The sequence below is a fragment of the Algoriphagus yeomjeoni genome, assembly GCF_003259505.1.
Classification (GTDB): Bacteria; Bacteroidota; Bacteroidia; order Cytophagales; family Cyclobacteriaceae; genus Algoriphagus; species Algoriphagus yeomjeoni.
The window spans coordinates 343984-370184 of the sequence record NZ_QLLK01000006.1; the positions used below are offsets into that span (position 1 = coordinate 343984).

Consider the following 26201-nt stretch of genomic DNA (forward strand, 5'->3'; position numbering starts at 1 on the left):
TTTTGACTTCAAATTCAATATCAGTAATTATTCCTGTTTTCAAGGACTGGACCCGTTTAAAGCTATGCCTTAACGCCTTGAATACACAATTAAATTCAACTTGCTCCTTTGAAGTACTGGTGGTGAATAACGATCCTTCAGATGAGCACATTCCCTCAGAAACGTATTCCTTTCCAATTAAATACTTGAAGCAAACTATCCCAGGATCCTATTCAGCAAGAAATAAAGGACTTTCTGAGGCCTCTGGGGATGCTTATCTATTCACTGACTCGGATTGCATCCCTGCGCATGACTGGATTTATCAGGCGAGCAGACTTCTCGAGGAAGGAGTTGCTGATCTTTTTGCAGGCTCAATTGAGCTTTTTTCTCATTTGGATAATAAATATGTGCGTCTTGAAAAGGCATTTGCTTTTCCAAACGCTAGGTATGTCTCCAAATATAATTTTGGGGTAACTGCAAATCTTCTTGTCAGGAAGGAAGTTGTAGCACGTGTTGGAGGGTTTAATTTCAACCTTTTTACTGGAGGTGATTCTGAGTTTTGTAACCGTGCTGTTGATGCTGGATTTAAAATTCAATATAGTCCCGAATTAAAAATTGGCCACCCTGCAAGATCGAGTTGGAAGGAGCTACGTGTTCGTGCCATTCGCTTTGGAGGACGTCTGCCAAAAGATCAAAGCAAGCTTCTAATTACAGCGAAACTTATTGGCAAGTTTAGAATTCAATGGAAAGATATTGTCGAGATTTTTAGTCTTCCTGATGTGAGTATAGCTGAAAAATTGAAATTCTTTGGAATAAGACAAAACCTAAGATGGGTCGAAGCCATGGAGTCATTTAGTGTATTTATGGGTAAAAAACCCGGCAGAAAATGATGCAGGCTACAAAATCAAACTCACACCATAGGCAATTGAAATTTTGGCACAGCTACCTGCTTGTTGCTCTTTTAAGCCTGGTTTCCCAAGGAGCTTTTAGTCAAATTCTTAATGCTGACACCCCTGTATTAGAAGAGTTTTTGAGAAGAAAGCAGCTTCTTGAACAGTTTGATTCTGCCTATTCTTTTCAATTAAGACCTTATTATTTTTCTCCAAGAGATACTACGCCTGCTGCCAGGGAAGTGATGCATTTCCTGGCTGGCACTAAAGTCCCAAAAAAGAAGAATGTACAATTCAGTATGCTTCCTATACTTTTTGGTACAGAGGTGAATACGAAAAGACCATACGGCTGGGGAAATAAACTGATGGTTCCGAATGTGGGGATTCAAACTACTTTAAGCACAGGATTTTACGCCAGGTTTCACGTGCTAGAAGTACAATTCCAGCCTGAATATTTATTTGCTCAGAACAAGCCCTATCAAGGATTTGGAGAGGATTTTACTTCCAGAGAGATCAGTGCTAGGTTTTTCTATTGGAACAATGGTGATAATCCTGAGCGATTTGGGGCAGCTGCTATTTCTAAGTTTTGGTGGGGTCAGTCAAGTGTAAATATTGTAGCCGGCCCTATAGCATTAGGTGTTTCTACCCAGAATATTTGGTGGGGACCTGGGCAGTTTAATTCTTTGGTTTTTAGTGATAATGCTCAGGGATTTCCACATTTGAGTCTTGCTACTAGGAGGCCTCTAAAGACTTTTATGGGGAACTTCGAGGGGCAAATTATCATGGGAAGACTTGAAAATAGTGGGCTAGCCCCAAGTCAAATCCAAAGTCAAAATGACGCTCGTTTCAGAAAGTTTGATGGTGACTGGCGCTATTTAAATGGTTTCAGTTTGACGTATAACCCTTCATTTATCCCACACCTATTTGTAGGGTTAAACAGAACTTTTCAGCAATACAGCAAGTACAAAGGCAACAGGTTTGTTGATTGGTTCCCGATTTTTGAGGGATTTCAAAAAGAGCAGTTTTTTTCAAATGGGAATTCTGTAATCTATGATAGCAATGGACTGGATCAGCAGGTGTCATTGTTTTTTAGACTTTTGGTGCCGAAAGGAAACTTCGAACTATATGGAGATTATGGTCGACGTGATCATGCTTTAAACTGGCGTGAATTCATATTGAACCCCGAACATGCAAGAGCCTATTTAGTTGGCTTCCAAAAGTTGTTTCCTATTGGCCCTCAAAATACATTCATACAGGTTCGCAGCGAAATGACTCACCAGCAAGAATCGGTAAATAGGTATATCCGCTATCCGGGACTAATCGGTAATCAAACCTGGCATACACATGGGCTGGCGAGAGGATTTGTGAACTATGGAGAAACGCTTGGAGTAGGCTCTGGGGTAGGTTCCAACGTTCAGACCTTAGAAGTATCACATGTTTCTGGCTTCAACAAAAGAGGAATTCTAATCGAAAGATTAGAAAATAATCAAGATTTTCATTCAAGAGCATTTTTTAGAAATCCAGAAAAGGAATCCTGGATTGATCTGAGCTTAGGACTTCTATGGGATCAGAAGTGGGATAACCTGATACTTCGTGGAAAAGCTCAGTTTATAAAGAGCTACAATTATCAATGGGTAAACGAAGGGATAAGTACCGGAGATTACCCTTCAGGATATAATCCTTTGTCATTTTACGGTAGTTTTAATTTGATCTATAGAATCGGTCAAACTAAATAACTTGCTGTTTGAAATCCCTCTAATTCTGTTAGTTTTGCATCAAGTTTCTAATGAGTAACTTTGGTACTCATTTGACTTGAGAATGAAGGTTAGGGACTAAGTAAAGAGTTTTTTTATAGCTGAATTCATAAGTTTTTAAAGGGTTAGCGCATATCCTTTGAATAAGGCTAAGTTCTGGGACTGAAAGGGCGAAGCTGTCCAAAATTTGAATATTCTATCAAGAAATCACATTTGGATGGTTTCTCAGGAAAAAAAGCGACAATGAATAAAGATTTGAAGGATGTGAAAATTGCTGTGATAGGCTTAGGATATGTAGGCCTGCCACTTGCTGTTGAGTTTGCCAAAAAATACCCAACAGTGGGTTTTGACATCGATACAAAAAGGGTAGGGGAGTTAAATGCCGGAAAAGATAATACCCTTGAAGTAGAAGACGATTTACTGAAAGAAGTATTGGTAAATGAGTTCTCTGAAGCAGGTATTGTTGGTTTGCTTCCTACAAATGAATCTCAGAAACTAGCAGATTGCACCGTTTTTATTGTAACAGTGCCTACACCTACTGATAAGCATAATCGTCCTGTACTCACTCCTATGTTAAAGGCCTCCGAGAATATTGGACGCTACTTAAAAAAAGGAGATGTGGTCATCTACGAATCCACAGTTTATCCAGGAGTCACTGAAGATGAATGTGTACCTATCTTGGAAAAAGTATCTGGACTAAAATATAACCAGGACTTCTTTGCTGGCTACTCTCCAGAGCGTATTAATCCTGGTGACAAGGAGCATACCGTTGCAAAAATCTTGAAAGTCACCTCTGGTTCCACTCCTGAAATTGCCGAATTTGTAGATCAATTGTATCGTACCGTCATAACAGCCGGAACTCACAAAGCCTCTTCAATTAAAGTAGCAGAAGCGGCGAAGGTCATTGAGAATTCTCAGCGTGATATAAACATTGCTTTTGTAAATGAGCTTTCTAAAATTTTCAACTTACTTGGAATAGACACAAATGAAGTATTAGAAGCAGCTGGGACCAAGTGGAATTTCCTGAAATTCAAGCCTGGGTTAGTTGGAGGACATTGTATCGGTGTTGATCCATTTTATTTGGCACAAAAAGCTCAGGAAATGGGCTATCACCCTGAAATCATTTTGGCAGGACGCAGACTCAATGATAGCATGGGTAAGCACGTGGCAACTGAAGTGATCAAACTAATGATGCGAAAGGATTTGAAAGTAATAGATTCTAAGGTACTTATCCTCGGTTTTACTTTCAAAGAAGATTGCCCTGATGTCCGCAACACCCGTGTGATAGATATTTACAAAGAGCTGAAATCTTTCGATATGGATGTGGACGTCTATGACCCATGGGCTAATCCCACTGAAGTGAAGGATGAATATGGAATTGATATTATAGCGGGAAATGATGCTCCTGACTTAACGCAATTTTCTGCGGTTATTTTGGCAGTTTCACATAAGAAATTTGCAAACCTAGCAATAGAGAAATCAAATACAAGAGTTGTCTTTGATGTGAAAGGATTCTTGGATAAGAGCCTAGTTGATGCAAGATTATAATTCATCAAAAATTTATTGATAAAAATTTATACTAATTTAGCCGAAATTTAAACCGAGCATATTCATGAATTCATTGAGAATCCTTCAATTTTTTCTATTAATTTTCATATTTTCTTCTTGTGTATCCAATAAAAAGATTGTTTACATGCAGGAATTGGAGAATAGCAATCCTAACGTTTATTCAAGCGAAAGGTATGGCTATAATGAAGAGAAGTATAGATTTCAAAGCTTTGATATAGTTGAAATAAATATCAAAACTACTAGCCCTGAACTTAATGAGATTTTTAGTATTATTTCTGGGGATCAGGCAAATACTAATATGAATATGGGGCCTAACGGTGGGGATATTTTCTTTATGAACGGCTACACCTTGGATGAAGAGGGAATGGTTGAAGTCCCTTTGTTAGGAGAAATAAAACTTATTGGACTTACGACTGAGGAGGCTAAAGCTTTAATAGAAGAGAAGGTTCAAGTATATGTTCCAGATGATGGGTTTTTTGTCAGAATACGACTAGGAGGTATCAGATTTAGTGCGTTAGGTGAATTTAATGCCCCCGGGAAGCAAACCGTGTTGCAAAGTAGAGTTACAATTTTTGAAGCATTGGCGGCAGCAGGTGATTTGACTACCATTGCAAAACGTGATGAAATTGTGTTACTCCGTCAATATCCAGATGGAAGTCAAATTCACAAAATTAACCTTAATGATAGAAACCTACTTGCTTCGGAATTTTACTTTTTAAAAACGAATGATGTCTTGTATGCTGAGCCTTTAAAAGTTAGAGAGCTAGGTGCCGGAACTAATTTCATACAGACATTAGCCCTAATTACCTCAACAGTATCTACTATCGCCCTTATTTTGACTATTGTCAGATAATTTCCACTATATATGAATTTTGAAAGTAACGAGAATGACTTTGTAGTCGAAGATTCAGGCTTTGAGCTGAATGCTATTTTTAATAAACTAAAACAGAGATGGTTAATTATCTTGATTTCTGTTTTTCTGTGCTTGGCACTTGGTTTTCTGTACACTAAGACCTCCGAACCTCTATTCAAGGTAGAGTCTATGTTTTTCATTAAAGAAAAGGAAAACCCTCTTGCATTCTTTGGTTCACCATCCATCATTGAAAGCTCCAGTATGGGGCTCCAAAATGAAACGATCATCTTGAAATCCAGGCCAGTAGCACTCGAAGTGCTTAGGCAGCTTGACTTTCAAGTTGAGTATTTTAAAGAGGGGACTTTTGTAGATACCGAAATATATCAAAGCACACCAGTAATAGTGGAGGTCAATTGGAAAAGTCCACAAACAATTGACGGGTATCTGAAAATTGAATGGGCAAATGAAACTGATTACACCCTATCCTTTGTGGATGAAGGATATAATAAATTGCTTCCAGATGGAAGTAGGGTGCCCTTTGAGTTGCAGCCACAACCATTAAAGTCAAAATTCAATGAGCAACTCACTAATAATGAGTTAGATATAAAAGTTTTAAAAGTTTCATCAGATAAATCTGGGAGTATTTTAATCAAGTTAAGGGACCTTAATTCTTTGGCCAACAGGTATTCTAGTTCCTTGAAAATTGAGCCAGTTGAGAGGGGAGCCTCCATAATGCTGATGTCAGTTACTAGTTCCAATTTGCTAAAAGGAGAAGTATATCTCAATACGTTGATGAAGATATTCCTTCAAATGGAGCTGGATCAAAAAAATCAATCCGCAAGTAAAACAGTGAACTTTATTGATTCACAAGTTGCCGGCGTTGCGGATTCTTTGCGCTATTTTGAGAATCAATTGGAAGATTTTAGATCGTCTAATAAAATTTATAACCTAAGTTCTGAGAGCTCCTCTGTGTATGATCAAATGATGGAGTATCAAACTCAATTAGCTCAGGAGGAATTTAAAAGAACCTATTATCAAAGTCTTAAGGATTACCTTGCAAACGAAAGTTATCAAGATGTAATTGTTCCCTCTGGATTAGGAATAGAAGATCCCTTACTTAATGGCTTGATCGAAAATCTACTCCAATTGCAAGCGGATAAATCAAGGATGCTGGCCAGCCAGACTGAAGCTGCTCCAGCAGTAATAGAAACCAATCGGAAAATATCAGATCTTAATCGTTCCATTCGTGAGAACTTAACTAATATAGACCGTAATTCTATCTTGCTTATTCAGGATTTGAGAAGTAGGATCACTGAGATTGAAAAGTCTTTTACTAATCTTCCTAAGACAGAGCAAAACCTTATTAGAATTCAGCGAGAGTTCTCCTTAAGTGAGAATATTTACAATTATTTAATGGAAAGAAGGGCTGAAGCTGCAATTTCCAAAGCATCAAATGAGGCTAACAATAAAATTGTGGAGCCTGCAAAAGGTGGTTTCCAAATCAGCCCTACTCCACTTAAAAATTACTTGATCGCCTTTCTAATTGGATTATTTCTTCCGGTTGCTTTTGTAGTCGTTAGGGAGCTTTTTAGAACAAAAATTGAGGATGTCCAATATCTCGAAAACAAACTCAAAATTCCTTTGCTTGGTACTATTCTCCAGAATAAAAAAAGCGATAGTAATCTTGTGGTTTTTGATCATAAAAAGTCTGGTATCTCTGAATCTTTCCGATCGTTACGGGCAAATTTGAAATTCATTCTGCCGAAGGATAAACAAATTACCTTTTTGGTTACTTCTACTATCTCAGGCGAAGGAAAGACCTTTTGTGCCATGAATCTTGCTTCTGCTTATAGTCTTACAGGTAAAAAGACTATTCTGGTTGGATGTGATATGAGGAAGCCTAAAATCTTCGCAAATTTTGATTTAACAAACGATAAAGGCTTATCCACCTTCCTTAGTGGTCAAGAACTTGATTATGAAAAAATAATTTCAAAAACAAAATATGCAAATCTTGACGTCATAGTGGCTGGTCCTACTCCTCCTAATCCGGCGGAATTACTTTTTGATGCAAGGTTTGAACAGTTGCTTAAATCCTTAAAAGGTATCTATGATGTAGTCGTACTTGATACACCACCTGTTGGTTTGGTTAGTGAAACCTTGGACCTACTCACGTTGGTTGATTGTAGCTTATTTGTTTTTAGACAAAATTATAGTCAGAGAACATTTATTGATGCAGTAAATGGTCTAAAGACAAATAAAGGCATTAAAAACATATTTGGAGTGTTTAACGGTGTAGTTGATTCTAAAAAGGTGGCTTACGGATACGGTTATTCGTATGGCTATGGCTATGGGTACTACGACGACGACAAAAAATAAATACCTTATCTAACAAAAAGTGGTTTGAATTTCAAACCCTTTTTTTATCCAAAATTTATGTTTCTAAAAGGAATTATTGAGAAAAACTTCAAGTATTTCTTTTTCTTCTTTTCCTATCTCAAACACAAAATTTTTGTCCTAGTCCTGCTGAGTCTCTTAGTAGGATTATTGGACGGTTTTGGACTTGCCCTATTCATCCCTCTATTTCAAGTAGCCGTAGACGATTCTTCTCAAGGAACTAAACCTGAGTTAGGAGAGCTGGACTTCCTTCTTGATTTTATGAATTCAATCGGTTTCAACTTGAATGTTGGAAATATTCTGATATTCATGACGATCCTGTTTTTAGTAAAGGGGATTTTTAAGTTTTTTGATAGTTACTATAAAGTTTCTCTACAGATCTTCTTTGTTAAAAAGCTAAGGTTTCAAATGCTTAATGGCATGGAGGAAGTTAGTTATCAGAATTTTGTGGGAATGGATGCAGGTAGAATCCAAAACACATTATCCGCTGAAGTTTATAAAGTAACTGCCTCATTTATAAGTTACTTCAATACCCTTCAATATGCAGTTTTATTAGTTGTGTATATGGGGTTGGCTTTCGTGTCGAACTGGCAATTCGCCATATTAGTAAGTGTAGGAGGGTTTATTTCAAATGTTTTTTTCAAGATGCTTTTCAGAAAAACTGAAATAGCGTCTATCAATATTTCTAGTAAAGGACATGTTTTCCAGTCTTTTTTAATTCAAGCAGTTCAACATTTTAAATACTTAAAGGCTACATCTTACTTTAATAATTATAAGAAAAAGCTCACACAGCAGATAGTTGAGATCGAAAATCTTCAGAAGCGGATCGGGTTTTATAATTCACTTTTGAATGGATTAAGGGAGCCTATTATTTTGATTATAGTGGTTCTTGTAATACTGATTCAAGTGAGCTTGCTTGGTGGTGCATTGTCTAGTATTCTTTTAAGCTTAATGTTCTTCTATAGAGCATTGAATTACGTAATCAGCGTTCAGTCCAGCTGGCAAACATTTATTTCACAATTTGGTGGAATTGTTTCATCAACTGAAATTATTCAAATGTTTGAAGAAGGAGTTGAAATCAACGACGGTCAACAAGCCTTTGGGTCCTTGGAACATATTTCTCTTGAAAAAATAGGCTTTGGCTTTAAGGATGGGCATCAAATTTTGGAAGATGTAGATCTGGAAATCAAGAAAAACCAAACTATTGCCTTTGTAGGACCAAGTGGAAGCGGGAAAACAACATTGGTGAATTTGATAGTAGGTTTATTTAATCCCAATCAAGGAAAAATCTATGTTAATGGCATGGAAAGAACCTATGTTAACATATTAGAACTCCGATCCAAAGTTGGATATATCACCCAAGAACCAGTGATATTCAATGATTCTGTTTTTAATAACGTTACTTTTTGGTCTCCTAAAACAAAGGAAAATTTAGACCGTTTTTGGAAAGCTATCGACATGGCTAACCTTACGGAATTTGTAATTGGACTAAAAGGACAGGAAGAAATGGTTCTCGGTGACAATGGAGTCAAAGCTTCTGGTGGCCAAAAACAACGTATTTCTATAGCTAGGGAATTGTTCAAAGAAGTTGAAATAATTGTCTTTGATGAAGCTACCTCTGCCTTGGACTCAGATTCAGAAAAAATTATTCAAGAAAATATTAATTCTCTTCAAGGGAAGTATACCATTATCCTAATAGCACATAGATTGAGTACTATCAAAAACGTAGATATGATTTATTTGGTAGATCAAGGTAATATTAAAGCTTCCGGAGATTTTGAACAGCTATTTTCATCTGACTCTAATTTCAGAAGAATGGTACAACTGCAAGAATTCTAATGCCTAAAAAGAAAGTCCTTCTTGTGGGGCCTTTAAATAAGGATGGTGTAGGTGGAAGGTTAGAAGAAATGAAAGTTTGGGCGAGGTCTTTGGAAGATCATGGAGCCCATGTTGAAGTTTTTACCAGATTTAATGCAGGTTCTTTTTTTGGAAATATTCCAGTCTGGGAGTCTGCTCATCTTGTTTTTGGAAAGAGGCTTTTCCGAAATAGTTTTATCAAAAAAACGTTACTGAGAATTTGGGGTGCTTCCATCCTCAAAACTAAAAGAGATGCTATTTTTACCAGTAATGTTTGGAGTAAATTTGTTAGCGACTTTGATTGTGTTATCCTATTTATCACTGATACCTCTTTAGAAAGGACCATATTTGAATTACCATTAAATGTTCCTGTTTTCATCCGTTACACAGGGTTATTGAGAAGCTTTGAGTCCCTATTGAGAGATGGCGCTAAGCTAGATGGATTTAATAGAGCTTATATTTTTCATGATAAGAATCTACTTAAAGATTTTAAGCCTTCATTACCTTTTCACTTTATAGATCAAACTGCAATTCAGGAAAAGAAATTGCTTTCAATACCTATCAGGCCACAATGCAAGATATTTGCGATGATAGGGCTGTTTATGGATGTGAAACAAGTAGAACAAGTAATTGAAACATTTATTGAATTCCCAGATCTTAAACTTTTGCTATTCGGTAAAGGAGAACTTGAATCTTCCTATAGAAATTTAATCGAAACTAATAAGTTAAATAACGTAGAGTTACGTGGCTTTTTCCCGGCGGAAGAGATGGACAAAATGTTTCAGGAGTTTGATGCATTAATTATCAACTCCTCAGAAGAAACTGGGCCTATGACAGGGGTAGAAGCGATGGCGGCCGGTAAACTCATTATATCTTCTTCAGTGGGTGCTATGCCGGGTAGGTTGGATAATGCTAAATTTATCACAGGAAAATCAAACACGCTGAGCTTAGTGTTAACTGAGATTGAAGAATTATCTACAGAGGAAATAAGTGCAGAGAAACACCGCCTTCGCTACAATTATTTGAAAAATTGTTCTAATGAAGCAATTTCTGGAAAAATTGCAGATCTAATTTTAGAAGAAACCACAGTATGAGAGTAGGTAGTAACCCCTCAAAGACCAACTTTACGATAGAGATAGACTCTACACACAGAGTGATATTGTCTGTTTATATTCCGAATTTGGAAGAGGCATATTTCAAGGATTCTCAAACGATTTTCAAATATTGCATTGAATCTTTAGTTAATACTGTCCACTCAAAAACTAGAATTTCAATCGTAATCAATGGATGTTGTCAGGAAATTTCAGACATGATTTATGATTACCAGAAAAAGTACCCAATCATTGATCAAATCTTTTATACAAAAGAAAATCTAGGGAAAATTAATGCGATTTATTCCATTGTAAAAAGTAACCTAGAACCACTATTGACGATTTCTGATGCAGATGTTATGTTTCTTCCGAATTGGCAAAAAGAAGTCGAGACAGTTTTTGTCGATTTTCCTGAAGCGGGCATGGTTTCCCCAGTTCCAAGTAGCAAAGGATTTCTCTTTAGTACTGCTTCTACACTATACTATGGACTTTTTAAAGGGAAGATTAAATTTCAAAATGTAAAAGATCCAGAAGGCCTGATTAATTTCCAAAAGAGTGTAGGGTCTAATTTGTATCAGAAAATTCATTTAGAGAAATATCTAGTCGTTTCAAACGGAGTTGCAGAAGCAGTAGTTGGTTGTGGTCATTTTGTTGCTACGTTTAGAAAGCAGGTTTTCGAGGCTGCACCTACTAAGGTTTGCAAATTTAGAGTTCAAAATAATAGTGAGGAAGATTATTTGGATGATCCTAATGATATGTCTGGTTTTTTGAGGTTAGCTACGCTGGGGAATTTTGCCTATCACATGGGTAACAGCCCTCATCCTTGGATGAAAGAAAAATTACAGGAAACTCTAATCGATACTTCCATAACTACTCCCTTAGAAATTCCAGATCCTATATCATTTTCAAAGAGTCAATATAAAATAGGTAAGTTTCTAAGCCGCCTTTTATTCCATAAGTTCAGAAGACAGTTTTTTAGCCATTTGGGTGTCAATGAGCCGTATTAAAATATGAGTTTTAAAAGTAGATTAATTCAGAAAATTCAATTTTGGGTTAAACCCTACCTGACTTATAAAAACAAGGTGCTAGTTTCATTTTGGGCAACTGGAGCACATCACGTGAAGTTTGAAGGAAGTACTATTGTCCCTGAATACTGCGCGTTTTCAGATGCTACAGAAATTGGCTTTAGGACTACCTTAGGTACTAATAATTATTTTGGTGGCAAAGTGATTATTGGTAAGTACTGTCAGTTAGGAAGAGATGTAGCATTCCATCCCACCAACCACCCAATGAGTTATCTGACAACCTACATTAATAACCACCTTTATAAAGGAGAACTAAAATCACTTAAGACTGAGAAGCCCATTATACTTGGCAATGATATTTGGGTAGGTCATGGTGTAATTGTTTTGGCAGGTGTATCTGTGGGGGATGGGGCTATTCTAGCTGCAGGTTCGGTCGTGACTAAAGATGTGGAACCTTACACTATTGTAGCAGGAAATCCTGCAAAGCCTATTCGAAAACGTTTTTCAGAGGAACTCATTCAAGAATTGCTTAATCTGAAATGGTGGGATAAATCGGATGAAGAACTTGAAAAGTTAAAACCACTCTTTTTTGTTGACCTTCACGAGCATAGTTCACTTCACCCCATTTTATCAAAAATTCTAAAACATTAATTTTCCAAAACGACAAATGAAAGTCTGTTTATTGATTCCTGATGGAATTGGTATCAGGAATTATTTATATTCTGATATTATACCTTTACTCCGTGAATCCAAATTCGAAGTTGCTGTATGGCATTCCTTGGATCCTGCAGTCATGAAGGAAGCAGAACGTATAAATCCCCAAGTAAACTTTGAAAATCATACCTTCAACTTTTATAAGGAAGACCCTTTACCAAGATTCTTAAGGGATTGTGTTGGATATGCCCGATTAAAAGTAAACGCTAATCTTGAAAGCAATCCTACTATTCTAGATAACTGGCTGCCGAAAAAGAATTTAAAGGGAAAACTCTCCAATTACCTTGCTGAAATAGTAGGAGGTACCTTCACGACTTTGGATAAAATATCAAAGGTCGATGCAATTATTCAACATCAGCATAGAAAATCAGCTGCATACCGAAAGTATAAAGCTGACCTAAAGAAAATTAATCCTGACATTTTATTTTGCACGCATCAACGCGAACCAAATGCAGGCGTTGCAATGCTTGCGGCTCAGGATTTAGGAATAAGAACCGTAGCCGCAATTTTTTCTTGGGATAATCTTCCCAAAGGTAGGCTGCCAATGAGGGCAAGCGATTACTTGGTATGGTCAGAATATATGGAGGAGGAGTTGCTGAAGTATTTTCCAGACATTGAAAAAAAGAATATTAAGATAGTCGGAACTCCTCAGTTTGATTTTTATTCAAATGAGAAGCTGATTAAAACCAGAGAGGAATTTGCAATTGAAAATAATCTTGACTCTCAAAAAAGATGGATATGCTTTTCTGGCGATGATTCATTGACCTCTCCTCATGATCCTATTTACCTCAGTGATTTAGGAAAAGCATTACAAAACGAATCAGATATTGAAGTGCTTTTTAGACCAGTACCCGTCGAAGGATTTGAACGATACCAAGCAGTTTTAAAGAAGTTTCCTTTCATAAAAACTCTTGTGCCGAAGTGGAGAAAAGGGGAGCTTTGGAGTAAGTTTTTTCCTTATCCAGAGGATATTGCAGTCTTAGTCAATTTAGCATATCACAGTGATACCGTAGTAAACGTAGGTTCCACAATGGCACTTGACTTTGCCCAATTTAATAAGCCTGGAGTTTATGTGAACTATGAGGTAATGCCGGACCACCCCTGGTCCATTAAAAGAGTCTATCAGTTTCAACATTTTCGAACCTTCGAGGATTTGGATGCTGTAAGCTGGATACGTTCTACCGATGATATTCTGCCTACCATAAGAAGAGCAATCGACTGTCCAATGGAAATAGCAAAGGATAGGTTACTATGGAGAGATAGAATTGTCTTCCAGGATCAAGGATCCACTGCCTCAAGTCGAATAGTTGATTACCTAATAACTACGCACAAGTAAAAAATGCATATTTGTTTTCTTTCTCATGAATACCCAAAAGCTGGACTTAATCCTGGTGGAGTCGGGGTCTTTTTATATACATTTAGTCAGGCTCTCACTGCGGCAGGACATAGAGTAACCATCCTGGGAGCTAACGATTCTGATGTAACTGAGGACGATATTCAAAGTAATTTAAGAGTTATTCGTTTTGCCAAGCCATCTACCCCAGGCCTTAATTGGTGGCTTATTGCAAGAAAATTGAATGATTACCTTCAGGAAATCAATGATTCTTACCCTCTTGATATTGTAGAAGGATCCGAGTTAGGATTGGCATTCATAAAGAAGTTGCCAAAAGTGAAGTATATAATCAGGTTACATGGTGGACATCATTTTTTCTCTGAATCTGAAAACCGACCTATTAATCAATGGAAAGGATACCAGGAGAAAAAGTCTTTCAAAAAAGCGGATGCCTTTATCGCTGTTTCTGACTATGTAAGAGTACACACCGCAAAATACCTCTCTTATCAAGGTAAACCTTTGGAAACCATTAGGTATATGATTGATCAAAATCGTTTTGCTTATCAGGAAGAATATCCCGAAGCAAAGGATTTTTCATTGGTTTTTGCTGGGACGATCTGTGAGAAAAAAGGAGTTGGTAATCTGGTGGATGCCATGCCGAACATATCTCGAAAATTCCCCCAAACCACCTTGGATATCTATGGCAAAGAATGGTTTTTTCCGAATGGAAATTCATACACGGACTACATACTATCCAGGATCCCAGAAAGTCTAAAAAGTCAAATAAAAATTCATCCACCTGTTAGTCATGATCAAATCCCCAAAATATATGGGGCAGCTTCAATTTGTGTTTTTCCTTCTTTTATGGAGACTCAAGGACTAGTAGCGCCTGAAGCAATGTCAATGGGAAAAGTAGTCGTTTTTACAGATAAAGGGCCTGGCCCTGAAACAATCACAGACGGGGTAGATGGCTTTTTATGCAACCCATTGGATGTTTCAAGCATTGAGCATTCAATTATCCAGGCTTTGGAAGCAAAAGACCAATTTAAAGAAATCGGGAAGAAAGCATTTAAGAAGGCACACGCCATGTTTAATGTTTCTATGGTTTTAGATAGAAATCTAGCATTTTACAATTCAGTGATAAATGACTGATTTTTTAATCATTACCTGTGTCCAGCATAGTAAAGCAAACGGAGAGTATTATGCCTACGGGCCTTATGTCCGTGAGATGAATCTATGGATAGAAAAGGAACAATCTGTAAAAGTGATTGCTCCAATGAGCCAAAGCTTAATTCCAGATAAAATAGATATGCCTTATGTACATCCAGCATTTACCTTCTCAGAGGTTCCTGCATACCATGTACAGAGTAAACAGGCAATCATACAGGCCCTGAAAGATCTTCCTGGTATTATAGGGGAAATCTATCGCGCTATGAAGAATGCCAAACATATTCATATTCGTATTCCCGGAAACATGGGCCTTTTGGCCATGTTTATTCAGATTTTGTTTCCCAAAAAACCTAAAACTATTAAGTATGCTGGCAATTGGGATGGGCAATCCAAGCAACCAAGGACCTATAAAATTCAACGATTCATTGCGAATTCTACATTTTTGACCAAGAATGCCAAGGTATTAGTCTATGGCAAATGGCCTGATAGTACAACTAATGTATTACCTTTTTTCACTGCTAGCTATAGGGAAATTGAGAAAGAACCTGTGGATAAACCTTCCTTATCAGACAAAATACGTCTAGTATTTATCGGAGCACTTTATGATGGGAAAAATCCGGAAATTGGATTGAAGCTTTCCCACTTGATGAAAAAGGAAGGTCTTAATTTTGAGTTTGTGTATTGTGGCGATGGCGTGATGAGAGCGGAACTGGAAGCTCAATCCCGAGATTTAGGATTGCAGGACCAGGTAGTGTTTAAAGGCAACGTAAACGCAGAAACTGTAAAATCCATCCTAAAACAATCTCACTTTCTCATTTTTGTTTCTGAAACGGAAGGCTGGCCTAAGGCTGTTGCTGAAGCAATGTTTTGGGGATGCATCCCCTTTACTTCCAGAGTTAGTTGTGTGCCACAAATGGTTGGAGAAGAGCGGGAGAGAGGCGTGCTAGTGAGTAAAGATCCGCAAGAAATCTTTGGGAAATTGAAGACATTACTTGCAGATACCAAGGAACTTGAGCGAATGAGAGACGATGCCATTAGCTGGGCTAGAAAGTACACCTTGGAATCATTTCAGACTGAAATCGAAGAGCTGAAATGAGAATTCTGCAATTAATTGATTCCATGGCTGTCGGAGGTGCAGAAAGAATGGCGGTGAATATCGCCAACTTGTTCACCAAACAAAATATCCCAACTCTGCTTGTTGCGAGCAGATCTAGCGGCCCCATGAATGATTTTTTGATGGACAAAGACATATTTTTTTGTTTGAACAAAAAATCATTTTTTGATTTAGGAGCCTTTAAATCTCTGGTTGCACTGTCACGGCGATTTAAGCCTACCCACATTCATGTTCACGACTCTTCTGTTTTCTGGGCTGTCTTACTTAAAAAGTTTCTTCCTTCAAGCAAGTTGGTTTGGCATGCTCATTATGGCGGGTTGTCGGGAAAAGACCAGCGTTTTGGAAATAAAATTAAGTTTATTGATGGCTCTATTGATGCAGTCATTACCGTAAATGAAGAGCTGAAAACCTGGATAGAAAATGAAATCCCTAAAATTTCTTCCGTCGAGTATATAGAGAATTTTCCAGATCTTCCAGTAGCTATCTTTAGACAGGATCCTTCAGATGTGGTATTGTGCCTGGCTAATCTAAAGCCACCCAAAAACCACCACTTACTTATCAACACTTTTGCTGAATTTGTAAAATCACATCCCTCATTCAAGTTGAAGCTCGTTGGCGCAACGGATAATCCTGGATACTTAAAAGAAATTAAAGAGTTGATTCAAATCAATAGTTTGGGAAATAGAATACATATTGAAGGGACACAGCTTAAGTTATCTCCCTACATGCAAGAAGCCAAATTTGCTGTCCTATGTTCTGATGTGGAAGGTTTACCGGTCTCACTTCTGGAGCTAGGATTGGCTAAAGTGCCAATTGTATGTACAGCTGTCGGTCAATGCGATGCGTTATTGGAACAAGGTAAATACGGCTATCTAGTGGAGAAGGGCAATAGAATTGAACTACTGGATACCATGAGTTATGTTGCCAATAATATATCTGAAGCAAATCGTAAAGCAGAGTTGTTTGCCGAACATGTCTCAAGTAAATTTGGCAATATGAATTTCTTGGAGAACTACACTAAATTATTAAAAGGCCTGAGCTAAGATGTTTATATTTTTCAATTCATTAAAGCAGCAGAACAAGTCCTTTTTTTGGTTTATTGTCCATGTACTGCTGGGTGCATCTGCTACCATCTCAGCATTCCCTATGATCATTTATTTTTATGTCTTTCTAGGGTATAGTTTTATTAATCTCTTTAATGTCAATGCTACACATAGGGCTCGTTTGATTGCAGAGATTATTATTTATTTTGCATCATTTGAAGGGCTGGGAAGGCTAGCAGGATCTGATCCTTTTATTCCATATGAACTAGGAAAATATATTATACTTTTCCTTTGTCCCTTAGGTATTTTACTTAGCCGAAATTATACCGCTAAAGGGATGATTGGGTTAGTGATCCTCATTCTCTCCATTCCGGCAGTCCTATTTGACGAAAGTAATCAAGTCAGCTTTAATGATATCAAATTTAACATATTGGGACTTTTAAATATTGGGGTCGCAATCTGGTTTTTTTCAACACTGAATTTAAATCTAAAAACCTTGATCAATTGGTCCAAACCACTAGTTTACCCCATAGTCTCGGCCTTGGTTTTTACCATCATTCGTACCCCAAACCTTGATGAGGTTGAGTTTACGCTCGGTGCAAATTTTGCTACTGCAGGAGGGTTTGGGTCTAATCAAGTATCTACAATTTTGGGCTTGGGTGTTTTTGTGTTTTCACTGGCTGTACTTCTGAACTATAGGATTTCAGGCTTTAAGTGGCTAGATGGAATTACGCTAGGTCTATTTACAATTCAAGGACTCCTGACATTTTCGAGGGGTGGGATGATTGGAGGATTTTTCGGTGTTTTTGTTGTGATGTTTTATTTGACTAAACTCAGTTTCAAAGAGCGTAGTGCACTTAGGATTCCTAATTTTAAGAAATACATTGTCCCAGTCGGTATCCTGCTTTTCATAGTGATGTTTGCAGCAAACTTAATCACTGGTGGGATGCTATTACTTCGATATATGGGGGAAACCCAGGGTACTCTTGCTGGATCAGCTGAAAAAAATCTCAATAAAATAACCACCAACCGATCTGATATTTTTATGGAGGATGTTGACCTGTTTCTTGATCACACCATGCTTGGAGTTGGAGTTGGAGCTTCTTCCTATCTTCGTGATGAATACAAAGGATATGCACCCCATGTCGAACTGTCTCGATTAATTGCAGAACACGGAGCCCTGGGCTTGATAATTTTCTTTTTATTTATTTTGGTTTTCTTTTTAAATAAGGGCCATGCCCCTGAGTCAATCAGTAAGGGGATTTTGATCGCGCTGTTTTTAATGGGCTTTCTGGCTACCTTCCATTCCGCAACTCGTACCTACATCACGCCTTTATTGATGGGGATCTCATGTGTCAATATTGCCTCTATTTCCAAAAAGAATAAAAAGGAGCGAAGAAAGGTAAGTGTTAAAACTGTTAATAGGTTTAAGTACCAACCTCTGGATTTAGACCAAAAAGTGCCTGGACAACTCTAATCTCCTATTTTAATTTCTATCCCGTAAATTATCAATATAGCTAGTTCAGCACCGTTTTTTTGCGAAAGGAATTTTAGCACCTAATTCCATTTTCATAATTGTTACCAATTCTTTAAAGCTAATTTATCCATTGAAAATTTTTGCCTATAACGACTTTATTTTAAAGAAGAATAAAGGAAAAATATATGCAGATGATTCTCATATATTATTTATTAAGGCGACCTGCGAAACCTATTTTGAGCAGTTTCAACTGGGCTCCAGGTGTATTGAGGCACCGGATAAAGGACATTACTTTTTTACAGATGTGGAAAATCAAGTCCTTGTTTTTCCTTTCTATTCCAGTGTTTCTCAATTTTTCAAAAAACCTGGTCTATTGGGTAGATCAAAGGAATTATTGAAATCCGCTGTTTCTTATTATGATGTTTTTTGGCTTACATGGCCTCATCCTATAAGTTTTTTGGTGTTAACCCTAGTGGGTAGAAAAAAACCAGTTGTCCTCTTTGTCCGGCAAAATTTGGAAGCATTAATCCACGTTAGATATTCAGGAATTAATCGCTTCATAGGTAAAAAATTCACCCAATTTCTTTATGCATATGCAAAAAGATATCATAAAAATGCTCTGATTGTATCAGTGGGTGATGAGATGTATAATCATTTCAAGCCTCTATTTCCCAATAATTTTTATATCAGTGATTCAATTGTTTCTGAGAAACTACAGCTCCCCGCTAGAAAAGAATTCAACCACGATGTAAAACTCCTTTTTGTTGGCAGACTAGAGCCTGAGAAGGGCTTGTTTGATCTAGTAAAAGCCATCCAATTAATCAATCAAAGTGTTCAGGTTTCCTTGACTATAGTTGGTGAAGGAGGTATAGAAGAAGAACTGAGGGCTTTTGTCGATCAGTTGAAATTATCCCATTGTGTGAGATTTGCAGGATACCAAGCTTTTGGAGAAAGCCTATTTGAACTCTATAGATCTCACGATATCATGATGATTTCTTCCTATAGTGAAGGCTTACCGAAGATTATCAACGAGGCTAGAGCATTTGCCATGCCTATTGTTTCTACAAAAGTTGGAGGAATAGCCAAGGAACTTCAAGAAGGTGAAACTTGCCTCTTCGTTCCTCCCGGAAAGCCGGAATTACTTGCTGCAGCAGTTGTTTTTTTACTTCATAATCCAAAAGTCTATCAAACGATCAGTCAAAATCTTCACGATCAGTTTATGTCCAATTCATTGGAATATTGGAGCGGAAGATTTGCCACTTTAGTCAAGGACTATGCAACCAAAAATTTTTAGCATATGAAGGATATTTCCTTACCCCTCGTTTCTGTAGTAGTTCCTGTTTACAATACCCAAGACTTTATACAAGCTTGTATAGATTCTGTGACTAATCAGAGCTACAAGAATTGGGAACTGGTGTTGGTTGACGACCAATCGACAGATAACTCCTTTGAAATCTGCCAACACGCAGCAGATAAGGACCCTAGAATAAAGGCAATTAGACAGGAGAATAATGCCGGTGCCCTGGCAGCTAGAAATAGAGGAATCCAGGAGTCCACAGGTAAATTTCTGTGTTTTCTGGACTCAGATGATACCTATGAGCCAGACAAAATTGAGATTCAGCTGGCTTTTATGCTAAAAAGTAAGCATGCAATATCATTCACTATGTTTCAGAGAATTACTGAAGCTGGGGAATTTATGGGTAAAAGCAATGTGCCATTTGCACCCGAAATCTCATATCGTCAACTTTTAGGTAACCCCCAGTTCTCTATCATAACTATAATGGTTGACACAATGCAGGTTTCCATTCCGCTTTTGAAGTTGGAGCTGGTGAAAGCTGAGGATTATGTGTTCCATTTGGCAATTTTGAAGCAAGGGTTTAAAGCCTATGGTATTAACAAGGCTCTTTCCAACTACAGGTATCGTCTTGGTTCTCAAAGCACTTCTTTTATGGGAAATGCTGCAGACCTGTGGAAGGTCCTCTATTCCATTGAAAAGCTAGGCCTCCTTCCTTCAATTTTCTACTTTTCAAGATATATTAGTAAGGGTCTGAAGAAAAAAATGATCTTAATGAGTCAGATTAAACAAGTTCAGGGAAACTGACATATGACGATTCTCCAAAAATTCAGTAATAAATTTGAAACTTATAAAGGAAAGGTAAAAACCTACTTTTTCAGGATTACTAACAAAATATTCCCAAGGTATTTTGATATAGATAGGGTTTCTGATTCCGTTTTTCCATTAGGGTATTGCATTCCGGATGAACTGATACTGGATGGGCTTCCTGAGAAAAAAAACCTTTGGGCAGAAGTGATTCCAGGTTTCATTGAAACCTACAGGTTTGGAAATGAGCAGGATTATTATGGGATGTATGCTGAAGCGAAATTTGCCTACACTTGGAAAAAAGGAGGTTGGGATTGCCTGAGGCACTATGAAATTCTGGGTAATGGAACCATCCCTGTATTTCCGGACCTTGGCAATTGCCCTAGTGATACGCTCTCTCATCTACCCAAATCATTAATCATTCAAGCAAATAGGGAATTGTTGCCTTGGAAAAATACTCAAGCTTATCAGGAAAACTACCAAAAATACGCATCTGCTATTCTCAATCATTGTAAGGAAAACATCAGTTGTTCAGCGGTCAGTAAATTATTTTTGGAGAATCTAGGAGCTAAAAGCCATCATAAGATTCTCTTTTTGAATTGTGATTCAAATGTCAATTACTCCAGAGAGCTTCTCTTTATCGGACTGAGTAGGGAACTAGAGTTACACAATGGACTTTGTCATCCTTATCCAGCTTTGGATTTTCTTTATGAGGATTATCCTGCAGAGAAAGCGAGCAAGTGCTACGGAAGAGGTTTCGGATATACTAGAAGGCTGAAACCTTTACTTAAAAAAGAGTCGCTTCCTAGCAACGATGTAGAATTGGAAGATTCAATCCGGAAGCAACATTGGGATTTTATAGTCTATGGCAAAATGGGGGCTGATGAAGGTATCTTAGGTACTGCGCCTACCTGTCCATTTTGGAAAATTGTTTCTGAAAGCTACAGCAAAGATCAAATAGCGTTTGTGTATGGTGGGGATCATATGCAGAATATGAAAGATATGGGAAGTAAACACTCCCGGCACTTGGCAAGGCATGCACGATTAGGCAAATGCTTTGTCCGTGAACTGAAAATGAGCTAATGACAACTAAAGAACTATTTGAATTACCCATCGTTTTTTGCGCTGATGGGAAATTCATTGCTCACGCAATGACCACCATACTCTCGGTGATCAGGGCAAACCCAAATTATTGTTTTCAATTTTATTTACTTGCTACTGAGCTTCCTGAGTCCAAAAAAACAGCAATTTCAAGCAAGGTGATATCCTTAGGTTCGAAATTTGATTTTATAAAAATCGATGATAATGCATTTGAAAATTTTCCCATTCCACATCATTTTTCAAAAGCAAATTACTTTAGACTACTTATTCCTGAGCTGCTTCCGGCTAAAAAGGTTATTTATTTAGATGCTGATATCATAGTGGTTTCACCTTTAAATGATTTTTTAAAAATTGACCTGACAGATCATTCACTAGCTGCAGTAGAAGATCCCATTTACAAATGGAAAACTGAGCTGGGAATGAAGAACTCTTCGACCTATTTTAACTCAGGCGTTATGCTTATGAATCTTGAACTTTGGAAACAACGGGATATTTCTAAAAAAGCCTTTGAATTTATTAACGCCCATCCTGAGAAAATTAGATTTGTTGATCAGTGTGCACTGAATGCAGTAATAGATGGTGACTATATAGAGCTTGCACCTAAGTTTAATCAACAAGCAATATTGTTTAAGGAAGGATTTGATTTTGCACATTCAAGCTGGTCAAAAGAACAAAGGGAAGAGGCGATTGATTCTCCAATTCTAATCCACTTTACCGGTCCAAGTAAACCTTGGCAGTATAATAATAGTCATCCTAGAAAGAAGGAATACTGGAAAAACCAAAAAGATTCACCCTTCAAAATGAGATATCCCGAAGGAATGGTTTGGTCAGACCACATTAAATCTCTTTTTCCTAATTCATTGAAGAATAAGCTCAAATCTCTCCTCAGATTCAATTGATTCAGAGGCTTGAATAAAACTATGCAATCAAAAAAAATCGTAATTATTGGGCTGGGATCTATAGGATCAAGACATTTCAATAACCTCAAATCCTTAGGCTATCAAAATATTACGTTGGTTTCTTCCAAAGTAAGCAAACCCAATGAATGGAATGGTTGTGAAGTATTTTCTACGCTGGAACTAGCGTTGGAAAATCATAAATACACCCATGCTTTTGTATGTTCTCCTACGGCTTTTCATGTGGGGCAATTGAAGGCTCTAGTCCAAGCTAAAGTCTCTAAAATTTATTTGGAAAAGCCAATAAGCCATAATTTGGATGATTTAGACCAATTCAAGGTTGCCTCCAAACTTGGCGTTCAGATTTATGTGGGTTATGACCTGCATTTTGATCCAGGTTTGACATTGGTGAGAAAACTATTGAATGAAAAAGCAATAGGAAAGGTTTACTCTGCAAATGCATTCGTAGGCCAGTATTTGCCAGATTGGAGGCCTTATGAAGATCATAGAAAAGGCATGAGCGCTTTGGTGGAAAAAGGGGGAGGAGTGATGCTGGATTTAATTCATGAATTTGATTACCTGATTTGGTTGCTTGGAAGTGTGCAAACTGTCTCCGCTATTTATCAGATAAATCCTGAGTTAGAAATTGAAACTGAAGATGTTGCAGATGTATTGATCAGATTCGAATCCGGTGCCACAGGAACCATTCATTTAGATTATCACCAGCGCGTACTAATCCGAAACTGCGTTTTTACAGGCGCTCTTGGAACTATTAAATGGGACTTAGCAGCTCGCACAGTCACACTCACCTTAGCAGATAAAAAGGAAGAAGTATTTGATTTTTCTGATTTCGAGCGAAATGATAGGTACTTAGAAATTGCAAAAGCTTTCATGAACGAAGAATCAGATGATAGAATTTGTACCTTTGAGCAAGGGTTACAAAGCCTGCAACTTGTAGTGGCTTCTAAACTTTCCAGTCAATCCAGTACCATATTAAAATCCCCATTATTTAAATGATTTTAGCTACTATATGCTGTCGCGGAGGATCCAAAGGTGTTCCGAATAAGAATTTACGCCTCATGCATGGAATTCCTTTGATAGGTCATACGATCGCTCAAGCTCAGCAAAGTGAATTGATTACAGACTTGATCATCTCAACGGATTCACCACTAATAGCAGATGCCGCTAGAGAATTTGGAGCTAAGGTGCCCTTTTTTAGACCAGATGATTTGGCCTCTGATTCTGCTAGCAAATGGCCAGTATTTGTACATGCACTTGAGTTTTATGAAAAAGAATATGGTGTAGAAGTCGAGTATCTGGTAGATCTTGATGTGACGGTTCCTTTGAAAACACCTCAGGATATAGACGGTGCAATTCAACTTGCATTGGACAACCCGACTACAGAAGTAGTGATTACAGGCTATGAGCCAGAAAGAAACCCTTATTTCAATATGATGGAAATACGGGAAGATGGTTTAGCAGAAATTGTGAAAAAGTCTGAGAAACCAATCGTAAGAAGACAGGATGCTCCCGATGTCTATAGTCTCTCGCCTGCTGCGTTTGTAATCAAAAAGTCTGCATTGTATAACTATCCTCACTGGAGCAAAGCGCCTTGTAGAATTTTCCCTATTCCTAGAGAAAGGGCAATAGATATAGATTCACTTTTGGATTTTGAATTGGTGGAGTTTCTAATGAGTAAAAAACAATAATTAAATCTGGAATTATTCCAGCTTAAAACGACCTTTTGCTGGATAAAAACTATTCTTGAGGCTACTTCGGTCTCCCGTCTTCGGTCTTCCAACTCCTCAAGCAAAGGAAATAACAGAACTATCAAGATTGAGGATGATGATGAAAAACAATGATAAACATATGAACGATATCTTTGACTTAAGTGATAAAACTGTTTTAATCACCGGTGGAGCAGGATTATTAGGTCCTGAAATGACTTCAGCATTACTTGAAAAAGGGGCTAACGTAGTCATGGCCGATTTGGATAAAAGTAAGTGCGATGCAATCATCGTCGACAAATCATGGCAAGATCTACCTGTTAGCGGAATTGCTCTGGATGTAGCCTCCTCCCAATCTTGGAAAGATGCCTTGAAACTCATCCTAGATAAATACGGCAAAATAGACGTTCTTATCAATGGAGCTGCCAGTACCAATCAATCTAAGACTGCTAATTTTGAAGCTGGATTTGAGGACTTTCCTGAGGAAGATTGGGACAGGATCATGGATATTAATCTCAAAGGTGTATTTCTTGGTTGTCAGGTGATCGGAAAACAAATGCTCGCTCAGGGTAAGGGTAATATCATAAATATTGCGAGTCTTTACGGAGTGGTTAGTCCTAATCATAGGATTTACCCAGGTACTGGTATATTCCAGCCTGTAGCCTATAGCGTAAGTAAGCAAGGTGTTATTGCACTGACCAAGTACTTAGCCACTTTATGGGCAGATAAGCAAATCAGGGTTAACTCCCTAACTCCAGGTGGCGTTTGGAATGGGCACGAAGGCTTATTTTACGAAAGGTACAAGCAGCTAAATCCTTCTGGAGATATGGCTCATAAATCTGATATGAATGGCGGGATAGTGTTTTTAGCCTCAGAGGCGTCCAAACATATAGTTGGACATAATTTAATTATTGACGGAGGTTACTCCGTATGGTAAAATCTTCAAACAAATGAATAAACCTTACATAGAAATAGCTGGACGTAAAATAGGCTATGATTTTCCTCCTTTAGTGATTGCAGAAATTGGGATAAACCATGGTGGCTCACTTGAAGTAGCTAAGGAAATGGTAGATTCTGCTAAGCGGGCAGGGGTAGAAATGGTGAAACACCAGACGCATATTGTAGATGATGAAATGAGCAGGGAAGCAAAAAACACTATTCCTTCTCATACTAAAGAAAGTATCTACGAAATCATGCAAACCTGCGCGCTTTCTGAGCAGGAAGAGCTTGAGTTTAAAAAATATGTGGAGGCGCAGGGAATGATTTTCGTATCAACTCCCTTTTCCCGTGCTGCTGCTGATAGATTGATTTCTTGGGACGTAGAAGGATTTAAAATAGGGTCCGGCGAGTGCAATAACCATCCTCTGCTGGAGCACATAGCATCCTTTGGGAAGCCTATGATTTTAAGTACTGGAATGAACGACCTGAAGAGTGTTGCAAGGTCTGTTGCAATACTGGAAAAGCACAAGGTGCCTTTTGCTTTGCTACATACTACTAATTTATACCCTACTCCAAACCACCTAGTTAGATTAGGGGCTATGGCACAGCTTCAGGAAGCTTTTCCTCAGGCAGTAGTAGGACTGAGTGATCATACGATTACCAATCACGCCTGCTTTGGTGCAGTGGCTTTGGGTGCTTCTATTTTGGAAAGACACTTTACAGATCACATGCAAAGACAGGGACCAGACATCGTGTGCTCCATGGATGAGCAATCCTGTGCTGAATTGATTGAGGGGTCAAAGATCATACATTTGCAAAGAGGAGGAGATAAAAAGGCAGTGGCAGAAGAGCAAGCAACAATTGACTTTGCTTTTGCTACAGTATGTACTATCCAACCTATCCGGGCAGGCGAACAATTTACCAAAGAAAATATCTGGGTGAAAAGACCTGGTAAAGGCGGTATTTTAGCCGAACACTTTGAGTCCATTTTGGGCAAAACAGCCACAGAAGACTTAGAAGTAGATATTCAGGTGCAGTGGAAAAGTATTAAATAAAACACATCAATAAGTAGTTAATAAATGAAATCGAGCATGACTAAAAAGTCACAAATTGGGCTAATTATCACCCATGCGAGATTCCATAGCCTGTCCCGACTTTTCGGGATGGCCGTTCA

At 37.9% G+C, this 26201-nt stretch carries 22 protein-coding genes; all 22 read left to right on the plus strand.

Annotation, left to right across the window (positions count from 1 at the left end):
* The first annotated feature begins 2 nt into the window (after positions 1-2).
* Positions 3-869 (plus strand): glycosyltransferase family 2 protein, encoded by an 867-nt coding sequence (locus LV83_RS12585; protein WP_111611878.1) that lies wholly within the window; start codon positions 3-5, stop codon positions 867-869.
* Positions 866-2605 (plus strand): capsule assembly Wzi family protein, encoded by a 1740-nt coding sequence (locus LV83_RS12590; protein ID WP_245947048.1) that lies wholly within the window; start codon positions 866-868, stop codon positions 2603-2605. The genes LV83_RS12585 and LV83_RS12590 overlap by 4 nt, the downstream gene beginning before the upstream one ends.
* A gap of 261 nt (positions 2606-2866) precedes the next feature.
* Positions 2867-4171, plus strand: a complete 1305-nt coding sequence (locus LV83_RS12595; protein WP_111611920.1) for a nucleotide sugar dehydrogenase — start codon at positions 2867-2869, stop codon at positions 4169-4171.
* 145 nt (positions 4172-4316) lie between these two features.
* Complete coding sequence (locus LV83_RS12600; RefSeq protein WP_111611921.1) at positions 4317-5045, plus strand: polysaccharide biosynthesis/export family protein; 729 nt, start codon at positions 4317-4319, stop codon at positions 5043-5045.
* 12 nt (positions 5046-5057) lie between these two features.
* Positions 5058-7421: a GumC family protein gene (locus LV83_RS12605; protein ID WP_111611879.1), complete on the plus strand. Its 2364-nt coding sequence runs from the start codon at positions 5058-5060 to the stop codon at positions 7419-7421.
* A gap of 57 nt (positions 7422-7478) precedes the next feature.
* A complete protein-coding gene (locus LV83_RS12610) occupies positions 7479-9278 on the plus strand; it encodes an ABC transporter ATP-binding protein (protein ID WP_111611880.1) in 1800 nt (599 codons plus the stop codon).
* Positions 9278-10390, plus strand: coding sequence for a glycosyltransferase family 4 protein (locus tag LV83_RS12615; protein WP_111611881.1), 1113 nt, complete (start codon positions 9278-9280; stop codon positions 10388-10390). The genes LV83_RS12610 and LV83_RS12615 overlap by 1 nt, the downstream gene beginning before the upstream one ends.
* Entirely contained in the window at positions 10387-11394 is a 1008-nt protein-coding gene (locus LV83_RS12620; protein ID WP_111611882.1) for a glycosyltransferase family A protein, read from the plus strand. The genes LV83_RS12615 and LV83_RS12620 overlap by 4 nt, the downstream gene beginning before the upstream one ends.
* A 3-nt stretch (positions 11395-11397) precedes the next feature.
* Entirely contained in the window at positions 11398-12063 is a 666-nt protein-coding gene (locus tag LV83_RS12625; protein ID WP_111611883.1) for a CatB-related O-acetyltransferase, read from the plus strand.
* 16 nt (positions 12064-12079) lie between these two features.
* Entirely contained in the window at positions 12080-13462 is a 1383-nt protein-coding gene (locus LV83_RS12630) for a glycosyltransferase family protein (protein ID WP_111611884.1), read from the plus strand.
* Positions 13463-13465: 3 nt separating this feature from the next.
* Positions 13466-14611 carry a glycosyltransferase family 4 protein gene (locus LV83_RS12635; protein WP_111611885.1) on the plus strand — a complete coding sequence of 382 codons (1146 nt, stop codon included), beginning with the start codon at positions 13466-13468 and terminating at the stop codon, positions 14609-14611.
* Positions 14604-15725: a glycosyltransferase family 4 protein gene (locus LV83_RS12640; RefSeq protein ID WP_111611886.1), complete on the plus strand. Its 1122-nt coding sequence runs from the start codon at positions 14604-14606 to the stop codon at positions 15723-15725. Before LV83_RS12635 ends, LV83_RS12640 begins: the two co-directional genes overlap by 8 nt.
* Complete coding sequence (locus LV83_RS12645) at positions 15722-16786, plus strand: glycosyltransferase (RefSeq protein WP_111611887.1); 1065 nt, start codon at positions 15722-15724, stop codon at positions 16784-16786. The genes LV83_RS12640 and LV83_RS12645 overlap by 4 nt, the downstream gene beginning before the upstream one ends.
* Position 16787: 1 nt before the next feature.
* Positions 16788-18263, plus strand: a complete 1476-nt coding sequence (locus tag LV83_RS12650; protein ID WP_111611888.1) for a hypothetical protein — start codon at positions 16788-16790, stop codon at positions 18261-18263.
* A gap of 130 nt (positions 18264-18393) precedes the next feature.
* Entirely contained in the window at positions 18394-19557 is a 1164-nt protein-coding gene (locus LV83_RS12655) for a glycosyltransferase family 4 protein (protein WP_111611889.1), read from the plus strand.
* A gap of 3 nt (positions 19558-19560) precedes the next feature.
* Entirely contained in the window at positions 19561-20364 is an 804-nt protein-coding gene (locus LV83_RS12660; RefSeq protein ID WP_111611890.1) for a glycosyltransferase family 2 protein, read from the plus strand.
* A 3-nt stretch (positions 20365-20367) separates the two neighbouring features.
* Complete coding sequence (locus LV83_RS12665; RefSeq protein ID WP_111611891.1) at positions 20368-21447, plus strand: hypothetical protein; 1080 nt, start codon at positions 20368-20370, stop codon at positions 21445-21447.
* Complete coding sequence (locus LV83_RS12670) at positions 21447-22364, plus strand: glycosyltransferase family 8 protein (protein ID WP_111611892.1); 918 nt, start codon at positions 21447-21449, stop codon at positions 22362-22364. The genes LV83_RS12665 and LV83_RS12670 overlap by 1 nt, the downstream gene beginning before the upstream one ends.
* 21 nt (positions 22365-22385) lie before the next feature.
* Positions 22386-23378: a Gfo/Idh/MocA family protein gene (locus tag LV83_RS12675; RefSeq protein WP_111611893.1), complete on the plus strand. Its 993-nt coding sequence runs from the start codon at positions 22386-22388 to the stop codon at positions 23376-23378.
* Positions 23375-24070, plus strand: a complete 696-nt coding sequence (locus LV83_RS12680) for an acylneuraminate cytidylyltransferase family protein (RefSeq protein WP_111611894.1) — start codon at positions 23375-23377, stop codon at positions 24068-24070. The genes LV83_RS12675 and LV83_RS12680 overlap by 4 nt, the downstream gene beginning before the upstream one ends.
* A gap of 160 nt (positions 24071-24230) precedes the next feature.
* Positions 24231-25025 carry an SDR family oxidoreductase gene (locus LV83_RS12685; protein WP_158530570.1) on the plus strand — a complete coding sequence of 265 codons (795 nt, stop codon included), beginning with the start codon at positions 24231-24233 and terminating at the stop codon, positions 25023-25025.
* 13 nt (positions 25026-25038) lie between these two features.
* Positions 25039-26082: an N-acetylneuraminate synthase family protein gene (locus tag LV83_RS12690; RefSeq protein ID WP_111611896.1), complete on the plus strand. Its 1044-nt coding sequence runs from the start codon at positions 25039-25041 to the stop codon at positions 26080-26082.
* Positions 26083-26201 lie beyond the last annotated feature (119 nt).

Coding starts and splice junctions, on each gene's coding strand:
- LV83_RS12615 (WP_111611881.1), top strand. CDS start 9,278: ATGCCTAAAAAGAAAGTCCTTCTTGTGGGGCCTTTAAATAAGGATGGT.
- LV83_RS12645 (WP_111611887.1), top strand. CDS start 15,722: ATGAGAATTCTGCAATTAATTGATTCCATGGCTGTCGGAGGTGCAGAA.
- LV83_RS12675 (WP_111611893.1), top strand. CDS start 22,386: ATGCAATCAAAAAAAATCGTAATTATTGGGCTGGGATCTATAGGATCA.
- LV83_RS12590 (WP_245947048.1), top strand. CDS start 866: ATGATGCAGGCTACAAAATCAAACTCACACCATAGGCAATTGAAATTT.
- LV83_RS12610 (WP_111611880.1), top strand. CDS start 7,479: ATGTTTCTAAAAGGAATTATTGAGAAAAACTTCAAGTATTTCTTTTTC.
- LV83_RS12670 (WP_111611892.1), top strand. CDS start 21,447: ATGACAACTAAAGAACTATTTGAATTACCCATCGTTTTTTGCGCTGAT.
- LV83_RS12650 (WP_111611888.1), top strand. CDS start 16,788: ATGTTTATATTTTTCAATTCATTAAAGCAGCAGAACAAGTCCTTTTTT.
- LV83_RS12625 (WP_111611883.1), top strand. CDS start 11,398: ATGAGTTTTAAAAGTAGATTAATTCAGAAAATTCAATTTTGGGTTAAA.
- LV83_RS12685 (WP_158530570.1), top strand. CDS start 24,231: ATGAACGATATCTTTGACTTAAGTGATAAAACTGTTTTAATCACCGGT.
- LV83_RS12600 (WP_111611921.1), top strand. CDS start 4,317: ATGCAGGAATTGGAGAATAGCAATCCTAACGTTTATTCAAGCGAAAGG.
- LV83_RS12690 (WP_111611896.1), top strand. CDS start 25,039: ATGAATAAACCTTACATAGAAATAGCTGGACGTAAAATAGGCTATGAT.
- LV83_RS12640 (WP_111611886.1), top strand. CDS start 14,604: ATGACTGATTTTTTAATCATTACCTGTGTCCAGCATAGTAAAGCAAAC.
- LV83_RS12635 (WP_111611885.1), top strand. CDS start 13,466: ATGCATATTTGTTTTCTTTCTCATGAATACCCAAAAGCTGGACTTAAT.
- LV83_RS12665 (WP_111611891.1), top strand. CDS start 20,368: ATGACGATTCTCCAAAAATTCAGTAATAAATTTGAAACTTATAAAGGA.
- LV83_RS12680 (WP_111611894.1), top strand. CDS start 23,375: ATGATTTTAGCTACTATATGCTGTCGCGGAGGATCCAAAGGTGTTCCG.
- LV83_RS12630 (WP_111611884.1), top strand. CDS start 12,080: ATGAAAGTCTGTTTATTGATTCCTGATGGAATTGGTATCAGGAATTAT.
- LV83_RS12595 (WP_111611920.1), top strand. CDS start 2,867: ATGAATAAAGATTTGAAGGATGTGAAAATTGCTGTGATAGGCTTAGGA.
- LV83_RS12660 (WP_111611890.1), top strand. CDS start 19,561: ATGAAGGATATTTCCTTACCCCTCGTTTCTGTAGTAGTTCCTGTTTAC.
- LV83_RS12620 (WP_111611882.1), top strand. CDS start 10,387: ATGAGAGTAGGTAGTAACCCCTCAAAGACCAACTTTACGATAGAGATA.
- LV83_RS12605 (WP_111611879.1), top strand. CDS start 5,058: ATGAATTTTGAAAGTAACGAGAATGACTTTGTAGTCGAAGATTCAGGC.